The sequence below is a fragment of the Nonlabens dokdonensis DSW-6 genome (genome assembly GCF_000332115.1).
Taxonomy (GTDB): Bacteria; Bacteroidota; Bacteroidia; order Flavobacteriales; family Flavobacteriaceae; genus Nonlabens; species Nonlabens dokdonensis.
Genome location: NC_020156.1, coordinates 2,398,048 through 2,415,547 on the forward strand (window position 1 = coordinate 2,398,048; position 17,500 = coordinate 2,415,547).

General features: G+C 36.8%; 21 protein-coding genes. 16 read left to right on the forward strand and 5 right to left on the reverse strand.

Annotation, left to right across the window (positions count from 1 at the left end):
* Positions 1–41 precede the first annotated feature (41 nt).
* The 4 genes from DDD_RS10455 (at position 42) to DDD_RS10470 (ending at position 3,028) form a co-directional block, all read left to right on the forward strand.
* Complete coding sequence (locus DDD_RS10455; protein ID WP_015362816.1) at positions 42–371, forward strand: GIY-YIG nuclease family protein; 330 nt, start codon at positions 42–44, stop codon at positions 369–371.
* Between the two features lie 100 nt (positions 372–471).
* Positions 472–1,224 (forward strand): enoyl-CoA hydratase/isomerase family protein, encoded by a 753-nt coding sequence (locus DDD_RS10460; protein ID WP_015362817.1) that lies wholly within the window; start codon positions 472–474, stop codon positions 1,222–1,224.
* A 57-nt stretch (positions 1,225–1,281) separates the two neighbouring features.
* Positions 1,282–2,244, forward strand: coding sequence for a C1 family peptidase (locus DDD_RS10465; RefSeq protein WP_015362818.1), 963 nt, complete (start codon positions 1,282–1,284; stop codon positions 2,242–2,244).
* A 184-nt stretch (positions 2,245–2,428) separates the two neighbouring features.
* The gene (locus DDD_RS10470) at positions 2,429–3,028 is read left to right on the forward strand and encodes an acyltransferase (RefSeq protein WP_015362819.1); all 600 of its coding nucleotides are present in this window, start codon (positions 2,429–2,431) and stop codon (positions 3,026–3,028) included.
* Positions 3,029–3,035: 7 nt separating this feature from the next.
* Here the strand turns inward: DDD_RS10470 and DDD_RS10475 are convergent, their stop codons facing one another.
* Positions 3,036–3,404 (reverse strand): hypothetical protein, encoded by a 369-nt coding sequence (locus DDD_RS10475; protein ID WP_015362821.1) that lies wholly within the window; start codon positions 3,402–3,404, stop codon positions 3,036–3,038.
* A gap of 126 nt (positions 3,405–3,530) precedes the next feature.
* On the opposite strand from DDD_RS10475, the gene DDD_RS10480 reads away from it, so the two are divergent.
* From DDD_RS10480 to DDD_RS10510, 8 genes are all read left to right on the forward strand, one after another.
* Positions 3,531–4,880 carry a dihydrolipoamide acetyltransferase family protein gene (locus DDD_RS10480; RefSeq protein WP_041567096.1) on the forward strand — a complete coding sequence of 450 codons (1,350 nt, stop codon included), beginning with the start codon at positions 3,531–3,533 and terminating at the stop codon, positions 4,878–4,880.
* A 47-nt stretch (positions 4,881–4,927) separates the two neighbouring features.
* Complete coding sequence (locus tag DDD_RS10485; RefSeq protein WP_015362823.1) at positions 4,928–5,245, forward strand: GIY-YIG nuclease family protein; 318 nt, start codon at positions 4,928–4,930, stop codon at positions 5,243–5,245.
* 56 nt (positions 5,246–5,301) lie between these two features.
* On the forward strand, positions 5,302–7,446 hold the full coding sequence (locus tag DDD_RS10490) for an alpha-ketoacid dehydrogenase subunit alpha/beta (protein ID WP_015362824.1): 2,145 nt from the start codon (positions 5,302–5,304) through the stop codon (positions 7,444–7,446).
* A 69-nt stretch (positions 7,447–7,515) separates the two neighbouring features.
* A complete protein-coding gene (locus tag DDD_RS10495) occupies positions 7,516–7,926 on the forward strand; it encodes a DUF1573 domain-containing protein (RefSeq protein WP_015362825.1) in 411 nt (136 codons plus the stop codon).
* A 152-nt stretch (positions 7,927–8,078) separates the two neighbouring features.
* Entirely contained in the window at positions 8,079–8,222 is a 144-nt protein-coding gene (locus DDD_RS18005) for a hypothetical protein (protein ID WP_158441682.1), read from the forward strand.
* Positions 8,197–8,679 (forward strand): hypothetical protein, encoded by a 483-nt coding sequence (locus DDD_RS10500; protein ID WP_041567097.1) that lies wholly within the window; start codon positions 8,197–8,199, stop codon positions 8,677–8,679. Before DDD_RS18005 ends, DDD_RS10500 begins: the two co-directional genes overlap by 26 nt.
* 33 nt (positions 8,680–8,712) lie before the next feature.
* Positions 8,713–9,189 (forward strand): hypothetical protein, encoded by a 477-nt coding sequence (locus DDD_RS10505; RefSeq protein WP_041567098.1) that lies wholly within the window; start codon positions 8,713–8,715, stop codon positions 9,187–9,189.
* Positions 9,190–9,340: 151 nt separating this feature from the next.
* Positions 9,341–9,640 (forward strand): OsmC family protein, encoded by a 300-nt coding sequence (locus DDD_RS10510; RefSeq protein ID WP_015362829.1) that lies wholly within the window; start codon positions 9,341–9,343, stop codon positions 9,638–9,640.
* 1 nt (position 9,641) lies between these two features.
* Here the strand turns inward: DDD_RS10510 and DDD_RS10515 are convergent, their stop codons facing one another.
* From DDD_RS10515 to DDD_RS18010, 4 genes are all read right to left on the reverse strand, one after another.
* Positions 9,642–10,967, reverse strand: coding sequence for a tail fiber domain-containing protein (locus DDD_RS10515; protein ID WP_015362830.1), 1,326 nt, complete (start codon positions 10,965–10,967; stop codon positions 9,642–9,644).
* 180 nt (positions 10,968–11,147) lie between these two features.
* Positions 11,148–11,684, reverse strand: coding sequence for a DUF4136 domain-containing protein (locus tag DDD_RS10520; protein ID WP_015362831.1), 537 nt, complete (start codon positions 11,682–11,684; stop codon positions 11,148–11,150).
* 62 nt (positions 11,685–11,746) lie between these two features.
* Positions 11,747–13,750 carry a urocanate hydratase gene (locus tag DDD_RS10525; RefSeq protein WP_015362832.1) on the reverse strand — a complete coding sequence of 668 codons (2,004 nt, stop codon included), beginning with the start codon at positions 13,748–13,750 and terminating at the stop codon, positions 11,747–11,749.
* 5 nt (positions 13,751–13,755) lie between these two features.
* Positions 13,756–13,917, reverse strand: a complete 162-nt coding sequence (locus DDD_RS18010) for a DUF5522 domain-containing protein (RefSeq protein WP_158441683.1) — start codon at positions 13,915–13,917, stop codon at positions 13,756–13,758.
* A gap of 119 nt (positions 13,918–14,036) precedes the next feature.
* Between DDD_RS18010 and DDD_RS10530 the strand changes: the two genes are divergently transcribed.
* Genes DDD_RS10530 through hemL form a run of 4 tightly spaced genes read left to right on the forward strand, consistent with a single transcriptional unit; the run spans position 14,037 to position 17,462 of the window.
* On the forward strand, positions 14,037–14,378 hold the full coding sequence (locus DDD_RS10530) for a hypothetical protein (protein WP_015362834.1): 342 nt from the start codon (positions 14,037–14,039) through the stop codon (positions 14,376–14,378).
* Entirely contained in the window at positions 14,371–15,339 is a 969-nt protein-coding gene (locus DDD_RS10535; RefSeq protein WP_015362835.1) for a 1-aminocyclopropane-1-carboxylate deaminase/D-cysteine desulfhydrase, read from the forward strand. The genes DDD_RS10530 and DDD_RS10535 overlap by 8 nt, the downstream gene beginning before the upstream one ends.
* The gene (locus DDD_RS10540) at positions 15,323–16,156 is read left to right on the forward strand and encodes a glucosaminidase domain-containing protein (protein ID WP_015362836.1); all 834 of its coding nucleotides are present in this window, start codon (positions 15,323–15,325) and stop codon (positions 16,154–16,156) included. The genes DDD_RS10535 and DDD_RS10540 overlap by 17 nt, the downstream gene beginning before the upstream one ends.
* Before the next feature lie 13 nt (positions 16,157–16,169).
* Entirely contained in the window at positions 16,170–17,462 is a 1,293-nt protein-coding gene (gene hemL / locus DDD_RS10545; protein ID WP_015362837.1) for a glutamate-1-semialdehyde 2,1-aminomutase, read from the forward strand.
* Positions 17,463–17,500 lie beyond the last annotated feature (38 nt).

The window sequence follows — 17,500 nt, forward strand, 5'->3', positions numbered from 1 at the left end:
CTAAATGCTAAAGAGATGACAATAAAAATTCGTATTCCGCTATGAAAACAATGTATACCTACATCATGGCTCATATAAAAAATAAGCTATTTTATGTAGGTGTGACAAACAATATTAAACAACGAGTCTTTGACCATAAAAATGCAACTTTTGAAACCCATGTAGGTAAGTATAATATTAAAGCATTAGTTTGGTTTGAGAAACACGATGAACCACTCGCAGCTATAAAAAGAGAAAAACTGATTAAAAAGTGGAAAAGAGAGTACAAGATTAATTTGATTGAGAGTGTAAATCCCGAATGGAACGATCTGGCTGCAGACTGGGATTTTACAGGCTTTATTACTAGTAAAGAACGATTTAAAAAAGATTGAGATAAATAATAAGCGAAGCCGCTATGCAGCGGCTTGACAGTTCAAGAGTCAAGCCGTTGCGGCACGACTTCGCTCAATACAAACACAAAAGCATATTAAAATGAGTGATCCCTACGTAAAAACCCAAACAGAAAACGCAATAACAATCATAGAATTCTTTCACCCAGCGCACAACTCTTTGCCAGGAGATATTCTAGCACAACTAGCACAAGCTATTACAGATGCTGGTAACGATGACGCTACTAAGGTGATCATCTTAAAATCTGGTGGAGAACGCACCTTTTGTGCTGGAGCTAGTTTTAAAGAACTGATTGCTATTGATGATGAAAAAACTGGCGAAGTATTCTTCTCTGGTTTTGCAAATGTGATCAATGCGATGCGCAAGTGCCCTAAATTTATCCTAGGTCGTGTGCAAGGTAAAACAGTCGGTGGTGGAGTAGGTGTTGCTGCGGCAACTGACTATTGCTTTGCGACTAAATTTGCTAGTATCAAATTGAGCGAACTCAACATAGGAATCGGGCCATTTGTGGTAGGTCCAGCGGTAGAGCGCAAACTTGGACTGACTGGAATGAGTCAGATTGCTATTAATGCAAACGAATTCTATACTCCAGAGTGGGCAAAGAATAATGGCCTTTTTGCAGAGGTTTATGAATCTACTGAAGCAATGGATGTCGCTGTACAAAAATTTGCAGAGAACCTTTGCACCTACAATCCAGATGCTATGACCGAGATGAAAAAGATGTTCTGGACCGGTTGTGAAGACTGGGATAGTTTACTTTTTGAGAGAGCAAAGATTTCAGGAAGGTTGGTGTTGAGTAAGTTTACTAAGGAGACTTTAAAAAGATTTAAATAATTTTCAATTTTTGACGCAACCATTTATGGTTTTTAATACTAGTATTAAAACAGGCCAATGAAAAATTTAGTAAAATCACTTATAGTAGTAGGACTATTAACTTTCATGAATTCTTGTGAATATGAGAGGTATGAAGATGATTTTCAATCGGTTGAACCGATTGAAGACCTTCCTTACATTACGGTAGATCCTAATCCTGATAATGATCCTTTGACTGATGGACTAGAAAATTGTGAATGGAGCACCGCAGTAGATGGTAAAACAATTGATTACCCTATAGCTCAGACTTTTCCCGATTCTATTGATCTCTCCAGTTTTATGCCGCCTGTAGGTTCTCAAGGAAGTCAAGGTAGTTGTGCTTCATGGGCAACTAGTTATTATCTAGGTAGTTACTTAAAAAATATTGAAAACGATAGTCTTATAGATTCTAATACTGAAATATTAAGTTCGTCTTTTGCTTTCAATCAAATTAAGTTGGGTAGTGGAAATTGTTACGGATCAAGCATCAACGATAACTTTGAGTTGATGAAAAATATCGGAACGCTTCCTATTGAAGATTTTCCAATCGATATTTCCAATTGTATTATTCAACCAGATTCTATTCAATTGGTAAACGCGCAAGATTTTAAGATTTCTAGTTATGAGTCTATTGGGCCTTATTATTCTGATACGCAGCCAGATATCATAATGCCTGTTATGGATGAGGTAAAATCTGCTTTAATCGATGGTCGTCCGGTCATCATTTCAATGATGACAGACTTACATTTCGGTAATGTATATGATGTTGAAAATGATATTTTTATAATTAATGAAGTCGTAGAATTAATTTTTAAAGGTTGTCATGCAATGACTATTGTAGGTTATGACGATAGTTTAGACGCATTTAAATTGATTAACTCATGGGGTTCAAACTGGGCAAATGAAGGCTACATATACCTAAGCTATGACTTTTTTAGAGGCTCTGAAGATCCTGATTTTAAAGTAGGTGTTTCTAGTTTATCAATAGCATTTAGAGACTAAACTTGGTCTTTATTTGCATATCACTTAAATCATTTTAAGGTTAGAAATCAAAGATGAGAAATCTTGTTATTTCTTGTCTCCGATCAATTTAGGTACGTGATTTATTTAAAATTTCGCTTTCGCGAAAGCGAAACACCATAAAATTTTACCGACAAATAAGTAAATTGCCATAAGAATCAATCTTATGGCAGTTTTTAGTTTCAAATCCCACATTCCTGTAATCCACGAGTCCAGTTTTGTCCATCCTCAAGCGACAGTAATTGGTAATGTGATTGTAGGTAAGAATTGTTACGTAGGTCCCAGTGCAGTGATACGAGGCGATTGGGGCGAGATAATTCTTGAAGATGGAGTTAATGTGCAAGAGAATTGTACTGTACATATGTTTCCTGGCAAAAGCATCACGCTTAAAGAAGGTGCTCATGTAGGTCATGGAGCAATTATTCATGGAGCAAACTTAGGTCGCAATTGTATGATAGGTATGAATAGTGTGATTATGGATGACGCAACCATAGGCGATGAATGCATAGTAGGCGCCATGGCATTTGTAAAAGCCGAAGCTGTTTTTGAACCGCGATCTTTAATCGTAGGAAATCCAGCAAAAAAAATAAAAGAAGTCTCCGATCAAATGATCGCTTGGAAAACAGCGGGAACAAAACTCTACCAGCAACTACCTGCTGATTGTCACGAGACCATGAAAGAAGTAGAGCCACTTCGTAAAATTCCTGAAAACAGACCAATTCAAGAAGATTTTTATAAGACGTTACAGGAAATGAAAAATAAGTAATTCAGATTTATTTATTATCTAGTAAAACTTTCAATTCATTTTCAAGTTCTTTTCTGTGGGCTTTTAATTTTCTAATTTTTTTCTCGTCTTGGTGTTTCCACACGAAGTAAGCGATAGTAATGCAAATAGAATAAACTACGAAAACATAAGCAACTGTGCCTACATAATCAAAATCGCTATAATCTAACGCTTTTACTGCTTTTTTTCTATAGATTCCATCTGGTTGGTGAGTCCAAACTGGTCCCACAAAACTGATAAAAACCCCAAATAAAAGCACATTAAACCAGTTTCTTCCTATCCAGTTCTTGTTGCGTTCTGCTCGTTCAATTTTATATTGATTAGCTAGCAGCGCTTTTTCTTTATAGTGAATTTGCATTGTTACTTCTTAAACAATGTGAAAATAAGTAATGATTTTTTGATTTTGAGAATCCCGCTTTCGCGAAAGCAGAATTACAACAGAATTTTCACTACTAACAAGCGTTAGTTTTCTTATTTTTATGCCATGGCAAAGACTATGGATTTTATACTCCCAAAAATGGGAGAATCAATTACCGAAGGAACGATACTCAACTGGCTTGTGCAAGAAGGTGAAGCTTTTGAAGAAGGCGATATTCTAGTAGAAGTAGGAACTGATAAAGTAGATAATGAAGTGCCAGCACCAACGGCAGGCGTTATGACAAAGCATTTATGCGCAAATGGTGATGTGGTAGAAATAGGTAGCGTGATTGCGCAATTTGAGGAGGCTGATGGTTCTTCTAGCCATGTGTCGAGTTCAGAATCTGCAATTTCAGAAATGCCTAGCGATAAGAAAGAACAGATGCTGAAACAAGTTCAGCATGACAAGTTGGATGCCAGTTCGAGCGAGAGTCGAGAACGTTTACCGAAGAAAAATGTAGGTTCAGTTTCAAACGCATTTGTCAATCAAGACCTATTCGTCAGTCCATTAATAGACTCTATCGCTCGTAAGAATCATATGTCCTACGAAGAGTTAGCTCGTATACCAGCAACTGGTCATGAAGGTAGATTACGCAAGAGTGACGTGGTAAATTATATTAATGAAGGTAGGCCATTTCAATTTGCACAAGCAGTAAATAATGAACCAGATCCTACAGCATATCGTATACCACAACTTAAACTAGATAAAGGAACTGGTACCATTATAAAAATGGACCGTATGCGCTCTATGATTGCAGATCATATGGTGTATTCTAAACATACTAGTCCGCATGTGACTGCTTATGTAGAAGCAGATCTTACCGATTTAGTGAACTGGCGTAATAAAAACAAAGGACCTTTTCAAGAAAAGTATGGCGAGCGATTAACGTTTACACCGCTTTTTGTAGATGCGGTAGCGAGAGCAATTGAGGAATATCCTAATATTAACGCAAGTGTAGATGGTTCCAATATCATCGTTAAAGAAAATATCAATGTAGGAATGGCAACGGCATTACCATCAGGTAATTTAATCGTTCCTGTAGTAAAAAATGCAGACCAAAAATCTCTACAAGAAATTGCTGCAGATGTGAATCGCATGGCAAACCTAGCACGTGAGAATAAATTAGGTGGAGACGATATTAAAGGAGGAACCTTTACGATATCAAATGTGGGAACTTTTGGCTCATTAATGGGAACACCTATTATCAATCAGCCAGAGGTAGCTATTCTTGCAACAGGAATCATTAAAAAACGTGCTGAGGTAATGACCAAAGATGACGTGGACAGTATTGAGATAAGAAGTATGATGATGTTATCATTATCATTTGACCATAGAGTAGTAGATGGGTTTTTGGGAGGAAGTTTTTTAAAGCAAGTGGCTTTGAATCTGGAAGCTGCACCTGAAAATGATTATTAAAGAAATTGATTTTCCGCGCTCGACGCGGAAACTGCTAGTTTTATCTAATGGCCAGTTACGAGCACAAATATTATGTCTATTTACTTTCTAACAAGAAAGATGGTGTTTTATATGTAGGAATGACGGATGATATAAAACATAGAATAAATCAGCACAAGGAAGAAAAATATAAAAAAGCATTCTCTAAAAGATACCAGACTAAAAAACTGGTCTATTTTGAAGAATTTCTATGGGTTCAAGATGCACAAGCAAGAGAGAAGAAGCTGAAGAAGTGGAAGCGGCAATGGAAAATAGACCTTATTGAAAAGGATAATCCAGAATGGCTAGATCTTGCAGAGGCTTTGTGGGATGATGAGAATTATTAATTAGTATTGAGTAAGTATAATCAGATTCCGCATCAAGTGCGGAAATTCAAGATATTATGAAAATAAGTAAAGAAATTTTAGAATTCGGATACAAAAACCTAACAACTGCCAAAGCCATGGCAGAGCTCTACGAAGAAAACTTTAAAACAGTTTCTAAGTACGTTCATGCTACCAGCCGCGGTCATGAGGTGATTCAGACTGCGCTAGGAATGCAGTTGTTACCACAAGATTATGCTTTTCCATATTACCGCGATGACGCGATGTTACTTTCTATAGGGATGAAACCTTATGATTTAATGTTGCAGTTACTGGCTAAAAAAGATGATCCTTTCTCTGGTGGACGTACCTACTACTCACATCCATCGTTGAATGATATCGATAAGCCTAAAATCCCTCATCAATCTAGTGCTACAGGAATGCAGGCTATTCCTGCTACTGGTGTTGCTTTGGGCTTCCATTACCGCGAAAGCGGTAATCTCTTCAATGAGAGTCCTGAACTTAATGATCAGTCGCAGACCATGGATGGTAAGGCGACTAACTCTTATGATAATTCTTTTCATACAGAAGATTCCCGCGTTCGCGGGAATAGTCCAATAGTTGTTTGTTCTCTAGGTGATGCATCTGTCACAGAAGGAGAAATTGCTGAGGCTTTTCAAATGGCAGCTTTAAAGCAATTGCCTATTTTATATCTAGTGCAAGATAACGGTTGGGATATCAGTGCAAATGCTGCAGAGACTCGTGCGCAAAATGCTGCTGAATATGCTGCCGGTTTTCACGGTATAGAAGCTATATCTATCGATGGGACAGATTTTGAAGAGAGTTACAACACCTTAAATGAGGTGATTGAAAAAATAAGAACAGAGCGCAGACCGTTTTTGGTTCACGCTAAAGTGCCATTGTTAAATCACCACACCAGTGGTGTAAGAATGGAGTTTTATCGCGATGATTTGGAAGAGGCGAGAAGCCGTGATCCATATCCGCGTATGAGGCAGTTATTGCTCGATAATGGATTTAGCGAGCAGGATTTAGATGGTTATGACGCTTTCGCGAAAGCGGAATCTAAAAAAGCTCTAGAACTCGCATTACAACAATCAGATCCAGAGCCATCAGATTTATACACACATGATTTTGCACCAACACCAATTACAGAAGAAAAAGGAGAACGCTCTCCAGAAGGTGCTGATAAAGTCGTGATGGTAGATTGTGCACTGTTTGCCATTGAAGAATTAATGAAAAAACATCCAGAATGCTTGTTATACGGACAAGATGTAGGTGGAAGATTAGGTGGCGTTTTTAGAGAAGCAGCGACGCTGGCACAAAAATTTGGTGATAATCGAGTATTCAACACGCCTATTCAAGAGGCGTTCATTGTAGGAAGTACGGTAGGAATGAGTGCCGCTGGTTTAAAGCCTATTGTAGAGGTGCAGTTTGCTGACTATATCTGGCCAGGATTGAACCAACTATTTACTGAGGTTTCAAGATCCTGTTATTTAAGTAATGGAAAATGGCCGGTTTCCATGATTCTACGAGTTCCTATAGGCGCTTACGGTTCGGGAGGACCATACCATTCTAGTTCTATGGAAAGCGTGGTTTCTAACATCAGAGGTTTAAAAATAGCCTATCCATCAAATGGTGCCGACTTAAAAGGATTGATGAAAGCAGCTTATTACGACCCAAATCCAGTAGTAATTTTTGAACACAAAGGATTGTACTGGTCTAAGGTAAAAGGAACTAAAGGAGCAACAAGTATAGAACCTAGTGAGGATTACGTGTTGCCATTTGGAAAAGCATGGGTACTTCAAGAAATCTGGAAAAAGGAAGAAGAAGAAACGCTATCCATCATCACTTATGGAATGGGCGTGCACTGGGCAATGAATGCTACAGAAGAACTAGGTTTACAGGATAGAGTAGAAGTAGTGGATTTAAGAACGCTGCATCCACTAGATTATGAGACGGTGTTTGAAAGCGTGAAAAAATGTGGTAAATGCCTAGTCGTTACCGAAGAACCTAGCGAAAATAGTTTCTCACGTGCATTACAAGGTCGTATTCAAGAAGAGTGTTTTAAATACATAGACGCACCAGTTATGGTGATAGGTTCTGAAAACATGCCTGCGATTCCACTGAATTCGGTTTTGGAGGAAACGATGATTCCGTCTACGGAAAAAGTAAAGGCTAAGATTGAGGAGTTATTGAGGTATTGATAACTCGTTATATTTAATTATATTAGGTTATTATTATTATTATTATTATTGAATTCAAGTAATGAAATCATGAAAAAAGTTTTTTACATTTTAATAACTGCCCTTATATTAATAGCAAGCACTGTTCTAATAGTTAAATGGGATCAGTGGAAATATTATTTTAGATTAGATAACACTACACTCGCCAAAAATCTAGTTGTTGCACCAGAAAACGAGGAGTTTCAAATAGGTAAAGCTTCCACTTATGTCTTTAACGTGAAAAATACTGGCTCGAAGGAATTAAGGATTGAAAATATTCTGACAGAATGTGAGTGTTTAATTTCAGATATTGAATCTCAAACTATCGATGCTGGAGAGTCCAGTAAGGTCACTATTCAATTTACTCCTGAAAATCGAGGCGAATTTACTAAATATGCCATGATTGAAGCAAACACAGCTCCGCCATATACGGTAATGACTATAGAAGGTGAGGTTAGATAAAGGTTCATAGTCTCAGGTAAGTTAGAAACTAAACATCTGTAGATTTTTAAGTTTAAGTTGGTATCTTGCTATTAGTATGGTTAGGATGCTAAACTTATATAAAGAAGATCTTGTTTTATTTCTAGATTACAGATCTCTCGCCCTTTGGAGAATTGTCACAAATTTGGCAGGCATTGGATGGTAGAAGATCGTTACGACCATGGAGAAATGAGCTGATTAATAGGTTTAATAACCCTACAGAAAATCAATTAACCTTTTTATTTGAAGATTATGAAACAGTTGCAAGTAATTTATAAGTTTATTCTCGTAATTGCATTGATTTTAATTTCAGGATGTACTGTTGAGGAAGATTTTAGCAGCTTTAATCTAGAAATAAAAAATGAGACAGGTCAAAATATAACTTTAGAATTTTACGAAACCAGTATAATCAATAATAGCAATAGTGCAATCTTGGCATATACAGAGGAGTTAAATGCAAGTGGATCTTATCTTTGCAATTATAGGTTTTCCAGTTTTGTAGGATTGAAGGCTTGCAGAAACAGAGCAGATGTCGATATTATCAACAGGATAATTATTCGTTTTGAAAATAACAAAGGCTATTTATGTGATTCTTTGGGAGACTCTATGACTTGTTTTGACGGTGACCGTGCTTTTTTCTTAGGAACATCTCTAGGCTGGGCAAGTTTAAATGATAATAACTACACTTTTACAATTACCCAACAAGATTTTGATAATGCATTTGATTTGCCTTAATTTAAAATTAAATAACCTTTTTATTTGAAGATTATGAAACAGTTGCAAGTAATTTATAAAATTAGTATTCTTTTTGTTTTGTTCTCCATGTTCCTATTTATTGGATGTTCGAAAGAAGATGATCAAAGAGAATATAATTTAATATTTTCTAATGAAAGTAATGTGCCAGTTACATTAGAATTTTATGGCGTTAATGCAAGCATTAGTGTTTTACTTGATTCTTTTGTAGTGGCTAGTAATTCTTCTTTTAACTGTGATTATGTAGCAGAAGGTTTTATGTCCTTACTCGGTTGTCCAGAAATAGACGGCATTGAGCGAGGTAATAAAATCATCATAAAATTTGAAGATAATCTAGGTTATGATTGCATAGTAATCGGAGATAACACAAAATGTTTTTCTGGTGATCGGAATTTATTTGCTGGGTCAACTATTGCTTGGCAACAAGACGGTAACAATTATACATTTACCATTACCCAACAAGACTTTGATAACGCATTTGATTTGCCTTAAAAAAATAAATTCTAGATAATAAAAATCCCATTTCAAATCAATGAAATGGGATTTTAAATTTTAAAATTGTCTTCAACAAGCTCAGACTAACATAAGTTACCTCTTAGGCATCGGTGGATATTGTTTCAATATTTCTTTCACAATTTTGTTAGTGCGTTCTACTTTTTGCTCAGGAGTTGATTTAAGTGGTGCCATAGATATTATTCATATTCTTAAAAAACAACGTCAAGAAATTACTAGTTATAAAGTAGAAGTAGAAGGCGATCGTTACCTATTAGATGACTCCATGCCTTTTAAATCTATGCACGTTAAAGTGATTCTAGAAGGAGAAATAGATGCTCAAAAAGCACAAAAAGCAGCGGATTTAAGCTTTGAAAAGTACTGCTCTGTTTCTAAGAGTTTTGATAAGTGTGTTGAGACTACTTATGCAGTTGAATTAAAAACAGTTTAAACTATTTCTTAAGAACTATTTTCTCAAGTCTGGCTATTCGTTCTTCTAAGGTACTAATTTCGCTCTTTTGGTCAGCGATAATTGCTTGTTGCTCTTGAATTGCCTTTGTAAGTACAGGTATCAATTCAGAATATCTCATACTAAGCATTCCGTTTTCATCTGTTTCAACCACATCTGGTATAAGTTCTTTCATTTCTTGAGCTATAAAACCTATTAGTTGGTTTTTAGTCTTATCCGATTTTAAATAATAAGAAACTGGTCTCATTTGTAACACTTCATCAAGACCTACTGAAACATCAATTATATTATCTTTTAGTCTTCGATCAGAACTTACATCTGGAGTATTGGTAAGAAAAATGGTTCCATACCTGTTGGTGCTACTACCGATGTTGTATCCAGTAAACTGAGGAATTAAAGATTCCGCGTTTGTATAGAACTTTTTCCATCTTCCATCCCATACATACATTCCTTCTGTATTGCTGCTACTAGATGTGTTGTAAGCCATGACGCCATCAACAGGACTACTTACTAACGGAGCAGAATTAGATAGGCTAGCAATACTTATTCTATTTGGTAAAAACCCTTTGTTAGAATGTGCTAATGCAAGTGATGCATAGTCAGGATTGGAATTGTTTCCTATCATGATATTTTCTCGATCTGGATTTGCGTTCAAAATTACCCCAGAGTCTCCTCGTATCTGTAAATTCATATTAGGATCACCATCTGGATTAAAAGTTATCTGACTTGAACTACCAAAAGATTGATGAGCTAGAAAATCATCACCATTACTAGTAAAAGTAAGGTTGAGATTACTTGAGCTCAAATAAATTCCAGAATTTGTTGAGTTCACGAAAGAATAACTAGGTGAAGTTTCGGTACCATTACCGACACTTCTTAAAGTACCATTTGTTTCAAATCTAAATCGATCTGTATTTCCAGTTTTAACGACTACAGCTATAAAATTAGTACTTCCTAATCTGTCTGAAGACGTAAGTGTATTACCATCTAATGACCAGTCTGCATCATTTCCTAAGGCAATCCATTCATCTGTACCATTCCAATAATAAAATCCCTCGTTTATAGCATTCGTACCAGTAACTACGTTAGTGTTGTAAACCAGAACTCCTTCTTCAAGGCTAACACCGACTAAATCAATACCAGTTAAACTATTGTTTCCAGATAAAGAGACTTTAGGAATAAGAATTCCTTTATCATTTACATTAATATCGAGTGCAGTACCGTCAGTAGGAGTGTCTGTATTGATTCCTACTTGAGAATAGGTTATGCTACAGATACAAATAAACGTAAGTGCGATATATAATTTCATAACCGAATAATTTGAGTTAAAAGTATGCAAAAAATATTAATTATGATCTGAAAATTAGTGTCTTAACTAGAGAGTCAGGCTTATTAATACTTGAGCTGGTTTTGCTGAGTTTAGTTTATTTAACGATAAAAACCCATTTCAATCGATTGAAATGGGTTTCTTCTTACAATTTAAGTTAATTTAACCTTTAGGCATAGGAGGATATTGATTCAATATTTCTTTAACTATTTTGTTCGTACGTTCTACTTTTTGCTCTGGAGTAGATTTAAGAGGTGCCGTACCTACACCTTGCCATATCAATTCTTTTTTACGGGCGTCTATCAAGTCTATATATAAAACACCTTCTGTAACACGGCTCACGTTATTACCCCAGCCGCCCCAGCCACCACCGAAGCCCCAGCCCCAGCCGCCGCCGAAACCCCAGCCCCAGTTGTTAAATACATCTACACGTTCCTTAGAATCTGTAAATATGCTTACCATCATGTCTGGATTGTCTGATTTTACGAAACCTTTTGCAGCCATTTCAGTATCTATCGCTCTAAGAATTCGCTTTTTATCAAGTTCTGAAATATTTGCTTCATCAATACCAGCTTTAAAATATGCATAGGTTTTATAATTGGTAAAGTTGGCATCAAGAGCATAATCTTGGGAAACACGCACGGTTTGGCAGCTTACTAAAAGAGTAAATACAACCACTAGAGTTACTAATTTTTTCATTGCTTTTATTTTTTGTTTGCTTTCGCGAAAGCGGAATCTACAACCACTTTCTTAAAAACGGATTACATATTTTTAATCAAATCATCACTTACCTCGTTAGGTATCGTAACTTTTAAAGAAGGATTGAGTTCCATGGCTCTTTCTATGGCAAAAACGGCGTTTTCATTTCTTGCCCAATTTCTACGAGCAATACCGTTGTTCACGTCCCAAAACAGCATGGACTCCAACTTGTTTTCTGACTCCTTACTACCATCAATTACCATTCCAAAACCTCCATTAATCACTTCTCCCCAGCCTACGCCACCACCGTTATGAATAGAAACCCATGTAGCACCTCTAAAGCTATCTCCTATGACGTTTTGGATAGCCATGTCTGCAGTGAAACGAGAACCGTCATAAATGTTAGAAGTTTCTCGATAAGGACTGTCTGTTCCAGAAACATCATGATGGTCACGACCTAGAACAACTGGTCCTATTTCTCCAGCTGCAATCGCATTGTTAAATGCTCGGGCAATTTCTATTCTTCCTACTGCATCGGCATATAAAATTCTGGCTTGTGATCCTACAACGAGTTTGTTTTCTTGAGCTCCTTTGATCCATTTGATATTATCTTGCATTTGTTGCTGGATGCGCTCTGGAGCTTTTTGCGATAACTTTTCTAGAACCTTAGTCGCAATATGATCCGTTTTCTTAAGATCTTCTGGATCATTTGATGCGCAAACCCATCTAAAAGGTCCAAAACCATAGTCAAAACACAAAGGTCCCATAATATCTTGAACATAAGACGGATATCTAAATTCTTTGTCTATTCCAGCAATATCAGCATTTGCACGGCTGGATTCTAGTAAAAAGGCGTTACCGTAATCAAAGAAATAGGTTCCTTTTTCTGTATGTTTATTAATGGCCTCTACATGGCGTCTCAAGGAATGCTGAACTTCTTTTTTGAATCGCTCTGGATCATTACTCATCATCTCATTTGCTTCATCAAATGTGAGGTCTACTGGATAGTAACCACCTGCCCAAGGATTATGTAAACTAGTTTGATCACTTCCTATAGCAACATGTATTTTGGCATGGAATAGTGCTTCCCATACATGAACAACATTTCCTTCATAGGCGATGGAAACAGTTTCTTTATTCTGCTGCGCTTTATGAACTCTCGCAATGAGATCATGAGTGTTTTTTATCACTATATCTACCCAACCTTGAGAGTGTCTTGTTTGAACCGCTTTAGGATTCATCTCAGCACAAATCGTGATACAACCGGCAATGTTACCAGCTTTGGGTTGTGCACCGCTCATACCGCCCAGACCTGAGGTTACAAAAATGTTTCCATTTGGTGATTTTTCAATTTTTCTAAATGCGTTCAACACAGTTATAGTAGTTCCATGAACTATTCCCTGTGGTCCGATGTACATATAAGATCCAGCCGTCATTTGACCATATTGGGTTACTCCTAGCGCATTATATTTTTCCCAGTCATCAGGTTGGGAATAATTAGGAATCATCATTCCGTTGGTAACCACACAACGAGGAGCGCTTTTGTGAGATGGGAACAATCCCATAGGATGTCCAGAATACATGACAAGTGTTTGCTCGTCGGTCATCTCGCTCAAATACTTCATAGTCAGTAAATACTGCGCCCAGTTAGAAAACACACCACCATTACCACCGTAGGTAATTAACTCATGAGGATGTTGGGCTACAGCATGATCCAGATTGTTTTGAATCATTAACATGATGCCAGCGGCTTGAGTTGATTTTGCAGGATAATCGCTTATATTTCTTGCTTTGATTTCATAATCTGGCATGAAACGGTACATGTAAATACGACCGTATGTATCTAGTTCTTCTTTAAATTCTGGTAATAAAACCTCATGATGTTTGGCATCAAAGTATCGCAGCGCATTACGCAATGCTAGCTTTTCCTCCTCAGGGCTTAGAATCTTTTTACGCTTAGGAGCATGATTAATTGTTGGATCGTATTGATGAGCTGGAGGCAATGTTTCAGGGATTCCTATTTGTATGCTTTCGCGAAAGCGTGCTAAAGAACTATCTACACTCATAACATCTAGTTTTGGCTGTTTGTTTTCTTATCATAACCATAAGGACAATGGCGGCAACCGCTCTCACAACAATAACCTCTTTTGAGGTGGTATTGCTCTGTAAAACAGCGGTATCCTTGAGGCGTTACATAATAATCACCTTCCTCTACGGGAATAATCTTTTTCATTTTATAAAAATACAACAGTATCTATAGAATAGAGAATCGAGTTAAGGTTGTTTTTAGCTTGTTAAAATGATGACCTATTAAATGATGCATAGAAAAGTAATTCAATAACTTTGCGATTCATGATTCCATTAAAAACTAAATATTTAAAAAACTATGCGGGCATGACGCTGTGGCCTTTTTTATTGATTAGGCACAAATCTAAGTTGGATGATACAGTTTTTATGAATCATGAATATATTCATGGTGCGCAGCAAAAAGAGTTGCTTATCATTTTTTTTCATATTTGGTACGGATTTGATTATTTGAGATGCCTTATAAAATATAGAAAACACAATCTCGCTTATAGGAATATAGTTTTTGAAAGAGAAGCTTATGAAATGGAGACCAATCAGGAGTATTTAAAAAGTAGAAAGCCATTTTCGTTTTTGAAGTTTTACAGCAAAAAGTACCGATATGAATGAATTGTTCTTACCGCAAAAAGCTGTTAATCAAAACTTCAAAAACTTTGAAGATCTAGGTGTTTTTATTGACATTAAAAGAGAAGATTTGCTCCATAAAGAAGTATCTGGCAATAAGCTGCGTAAACTCAAATACAACTTAATTGAGGCGCAAAAACAAGGTCACGATACGATTCTCACTTATGGAGGTGCTTTTTCAAATCATATTGCTGCCACTGCAGCAGCTGGAAAATTACTAGGTCTTAAAACTGTAGGTGTTATAAGAGGCGAGGAGCTAGGTAAAAATCAGGAACACACCCTTTCTAATAACAGTACCTTACAATTAGCACAAAAAAACGGAATGCAATTTCATTTCGTTTCTCGAGAAGCATATCGGCAGAAAGAGTCTAAAGATTTTTTTAATAAAATGAAGGCCGTCTTTGGTTCATTTTATCATATTCCAGAAGGAGGAACAAATGCTCTTGCAGTAAAAGGAACTGAAGAAATACTCTCCGAATTTGATAAAGAAAACTATGACCTTATTTGCGTGGCAGCTGGAACCGGTGGCACCGCTGCAGGAATAATAAATAGTGCTTCTAAGCATCAAAAAGTTATCGTTTTCTCCGCTTTAAAAGGTGATTTTATGAAAGCTGAAATTGAGAAATATACCTCTCACAAAGACTTTGAGGTAGTAAATGAAGATGTTTTTGGTGGTTATGCAAAGTCAGATGATGGATTAATAAGTTATATGAATACTCGCTTTCGCGAAAGCGTAACCCAAATAAATCCTCAAGGAATACCACTAGAACCTATCTACACTGCAAAAATGTTGTACGGTATAGAACATAAGGTTAAAACTGGCGTTATCAAAGGGAAAACTCGTATTTTAGCCATTCATACTGGCGGTTTACAGTCGATTGCTGGATTCAATAACGTGTTAGAAAAAAAGAGACGACTTAAGATAAGTTATGAAAATTACGTTTAGATATATTTGTACCCTATTGATTTTAGGAATGTTACTGGCTTCTTGCGGTTCTAAAAAACGTGTGGTTACTAGAAAGGCTAATAAAACGACTAGAACGGTAACAAAGCCTCCAATTACAGAAAAAGAAGAAGATAAAGTTACTTCTACAACAAAACCAAGAAGTGGTGATAAGGTAGAAAACTATGTAGATGATTATAAGGATGTCGCCATGGAAGAGATGAAGTTGTATAAAATACCAGCAAGTATTACTCTTGCGCAAGGTATTTTAGAAAGTGGTTCTGGTAGTGGAAGACTAGCGGTAGAGGCAAATAATCATTTTGGTATTAAATGCCATACGGGATGGACTGGTGGACGTATTTATCATGACGACGATGAAGATCAAGAATGTTTTAGAACATATAACGATGCGAGTTATTCTTATAGAGATCACTCTTTATTTTTAAAAGACCGCAAGCGATATGCAGGCTTATTTTTACTAGATATTGATGATTATAAAGGCTGGGCAAGAGGCCTGAGAAGGGCTGGTTATGCTACAGATAAGAGATACCCTCAAAAATTGATAAGTCTCATTGAGCGCTATGAATTGTATCGATATGATAACATAGCTCTAGGCAAAGATGTGGACGAGAAGCCACGAGTAATTGAAGAAGTTGAAGATACTCAAAATTCAGGCTTTGTAAAACAGCATATTGTTGTAAAAGGAGACAGTTTATACCGACTGTCTATTAAATACAATACAACAGTCGAGCAACTTAAAAAGCTCAACAAATTAAAATCAAACGATTTAAGTATAGGTCAAGTACTTATTGTAAAATAATTCAAAATTTTTCATGGCATTTAGTTATCAAAGAAGTAGTGCGCTATTTCAAGAAGCAAAAAAATATATTCCTGGTGGCGTTAATTCTCCAGTAAGAGCTTTTAATGCAGTAGGCGGCGATCCTGTTTTTGTAGAAAAAGCAAAAGGCGCTTACTTGCAAACGGAAGATGGTCATCAAATTATTGACTACATCGCCTCATGGGGACCCATGATCTTAGGTCATGCGTTTGAACCAGTGGTTGAAGCGGTTATAAAGGCTACTGAAAAAGGAACTTCTTATGGAATGCCTACTGCGCTAGAAACAGAAATAGCAAAGCTTGCCGTTTCTATGGCGCCTAATGTAGACCAAATACGTATGGTGAATTCTGGTACAGAAGCTTGTATGAGTGCTGTGCGTCTTGCCCGTGGATTTACAGGAAGAGATAAAATCATCAAGTTTGCCGGTTGTTATCACGGTCATAGCGATTCTTTTTTAATTCAGGCTGGTAGTGGTGCTGTAACCTTTGGTAGTCCTAACAGTCCTGGTGTAACTCAAGGAACTGCAAAAGATACCTTACTTGCACAGTACAACAACCTTGATCAAGTTGAGGAGATCTTCAAAAAAAATGAAGGTGAAATTGCTTGTGTCATCATTGAGCCTATTGCTGGTAATATGGGTTGTATTGTTCCAGAGAACGGTTTTCTAGAAGGAATAAGATCTTTGTGCGATGAGCATGGTGCTTTATTTATTTTTGATGAGGTGATGACTGGTTTTAGACTGGCCCGTGGCGGCGCACAAGAAACAACTGGTGTGAAAGCAGATATTGTTACTTACGGTAAAGTGATAGGCGGTGGTCTTCCAGTAGGAGCTTTTGCTGCACGTCAAGAGATTATGAATCATCTGGCTCCATTAGGACCTGTTTATCAAGCGGGAACATTGAGTGGGAATCCGCTGGCGATGAGTGCTGGGATGGCGATGTTAACCCACTTGAATAATCATCCTGAAATTTACGATAGTCTGGCCGCCAAAACAGAATATTTGCATAAAGGAATTGATAGTGTTCTTTCTGACAAAGGAATCGATTATAAAATCAACCGTTACGGTTCTATGATGTCCGTACATTTTACAGACCAAGATGTGGTAGATTTTTCTAGTGCTGCAACAGGTAACAACGAGTGGTTTAGAAAATTCTTTCACGGACTGTTAGAGCGTGGAATTTATTTGCCACCTAGTGCGTTTGAATCTTATTTCTTAAATGACGCACTCTCTTATGAAGATCTGGATAAAACCATTGAAGCGAGTAGAGAAGTCGTTTCCAGCTGGTAGTTATTAATTTTTAATTTTTTTACCGCTCGAGGCGAAAA

Coding starts and splice junctions, on each gene's coding strand:
- DDD_RS10455 (WP_015362816.1), top strand. CDS start 42: ATGAAAACAATGTATACCTACATCATGGCTCATATAAAAAATAAGCTA.
- DDD_RS10460 (WP_015362817.1), top strand. CDS start 472: ATGAGTGATCCCTACGTAAAAACCCAAACAGAAAACGCAATAACAATC.
- DDD_RS10465 (WP_015362818.1), top strand. CDS start 1,282: ATGAAAAATTTAGTAAAATCACTTATAGTAGTAGGACTATTAACTTTC.
- DDD_RS10470 (WP_015362819.1), top strand. CDS start 2,429: ATGGCAGTTTTTAGTTTCAAATCCCACATTCCTGTAATCCACGAGTCC.
- DDD_RS10475 (WP_015362821.1), bottom strand. CDS start 3,404: ATGCAAATTCACTATAAAGAAAAAGCGCTGCTAGCTAATCAATATAAA.
- DDD_RS10480 (WP_041567096.1), top strand. CDS start 3,531: ATGGCAAAGACTATGGATTTTATACTCCCAAAAATGGGAGAATCAATT.
- DDD_RS10485 (WP_015362823.1), top strand. CDS start 4,928: ATGGCCAGTTACGAGCACAAATATTATGTCTATTTACTTTCTAACAAG.
- DDD_RS10490 (WP_015362824.1), top strand. CDS start 5,302: ATGAAAATAAGTAAAGAAATTTTAGAATTCGGATACAAAAACCTAACA.
- DDD_RS10495 (WP_015362825.1), top strand. CDS start 7,516: ATGAAAAAAGTTTTTTACATTTTAATAACTGCCCTTATATTAATAGCA.
- DDD_RS10500 (WP_041567097.1), top strand. CDS start 8,197: ATGAAACAGTTGCAAGTAATTTATAAGTTTATTCTCGTAATTGCATTG.
- DDD_RS10505 (WP_041567098.1), top strand. CDS start 8,713: ATGAAACAGTTGCAAGTAATTTATAAAATTAGTATTCTTTTTGTTTTG.
- DDD_RS10515 (WP_015362830.1), bottom strand. CDS start 10,967: ATGAAATTATATATCGCACTTACGTTTATTTGTATCTGTAGCATAACC.
- DDD_RS10520 (WP_015362831.1), bottom strand. CDS start 11,684: ATGAAAAAATTAGTAACTCTAGTGGTTGTATTTACTCTTTTAGTAAGC.
- DDD_RS10525 (WP_015362832.1), bottom strand. CDS start 13,750: ATGAGTGTAGATAGTTCTTTAGCACGCTTTCGCGAAAGCATACAAATA.
- DDD_RS18010 (WP_158441683.1), bottom strand. CDS start 13,917: ATGAAAAAGATTATTCCCGTAGAGGAAGGTGATTATTATGTAACGCCT.
- DDD_RS10530 (WP_015362834.1), top strand. CDS start 14,037: ATGATTCCATTAAAAACTAAATATTTAAAAAACTATGCGGGCATGACG.
- DDD_RS10535 (WP_015362835.1), top strand. CDS start 14,371: ATGAATGAATTGTTCTTACCGCAAAAAGCTGTTAATCAAAACTTCAAA.
- DDD_RS10540 (WP_015362836.1), top strand. CDS start 15,323: ATGAAAATTACGTTTAGATATATTTGTACCCTATTGATTTTAGGAATG.
- hemL (WP_015362837.1), top strand. CDS start 16,170: ATGGCATTTAGTTATCAAAGAAGTAGTGCGCTATTTCAAGAAGCAAAA.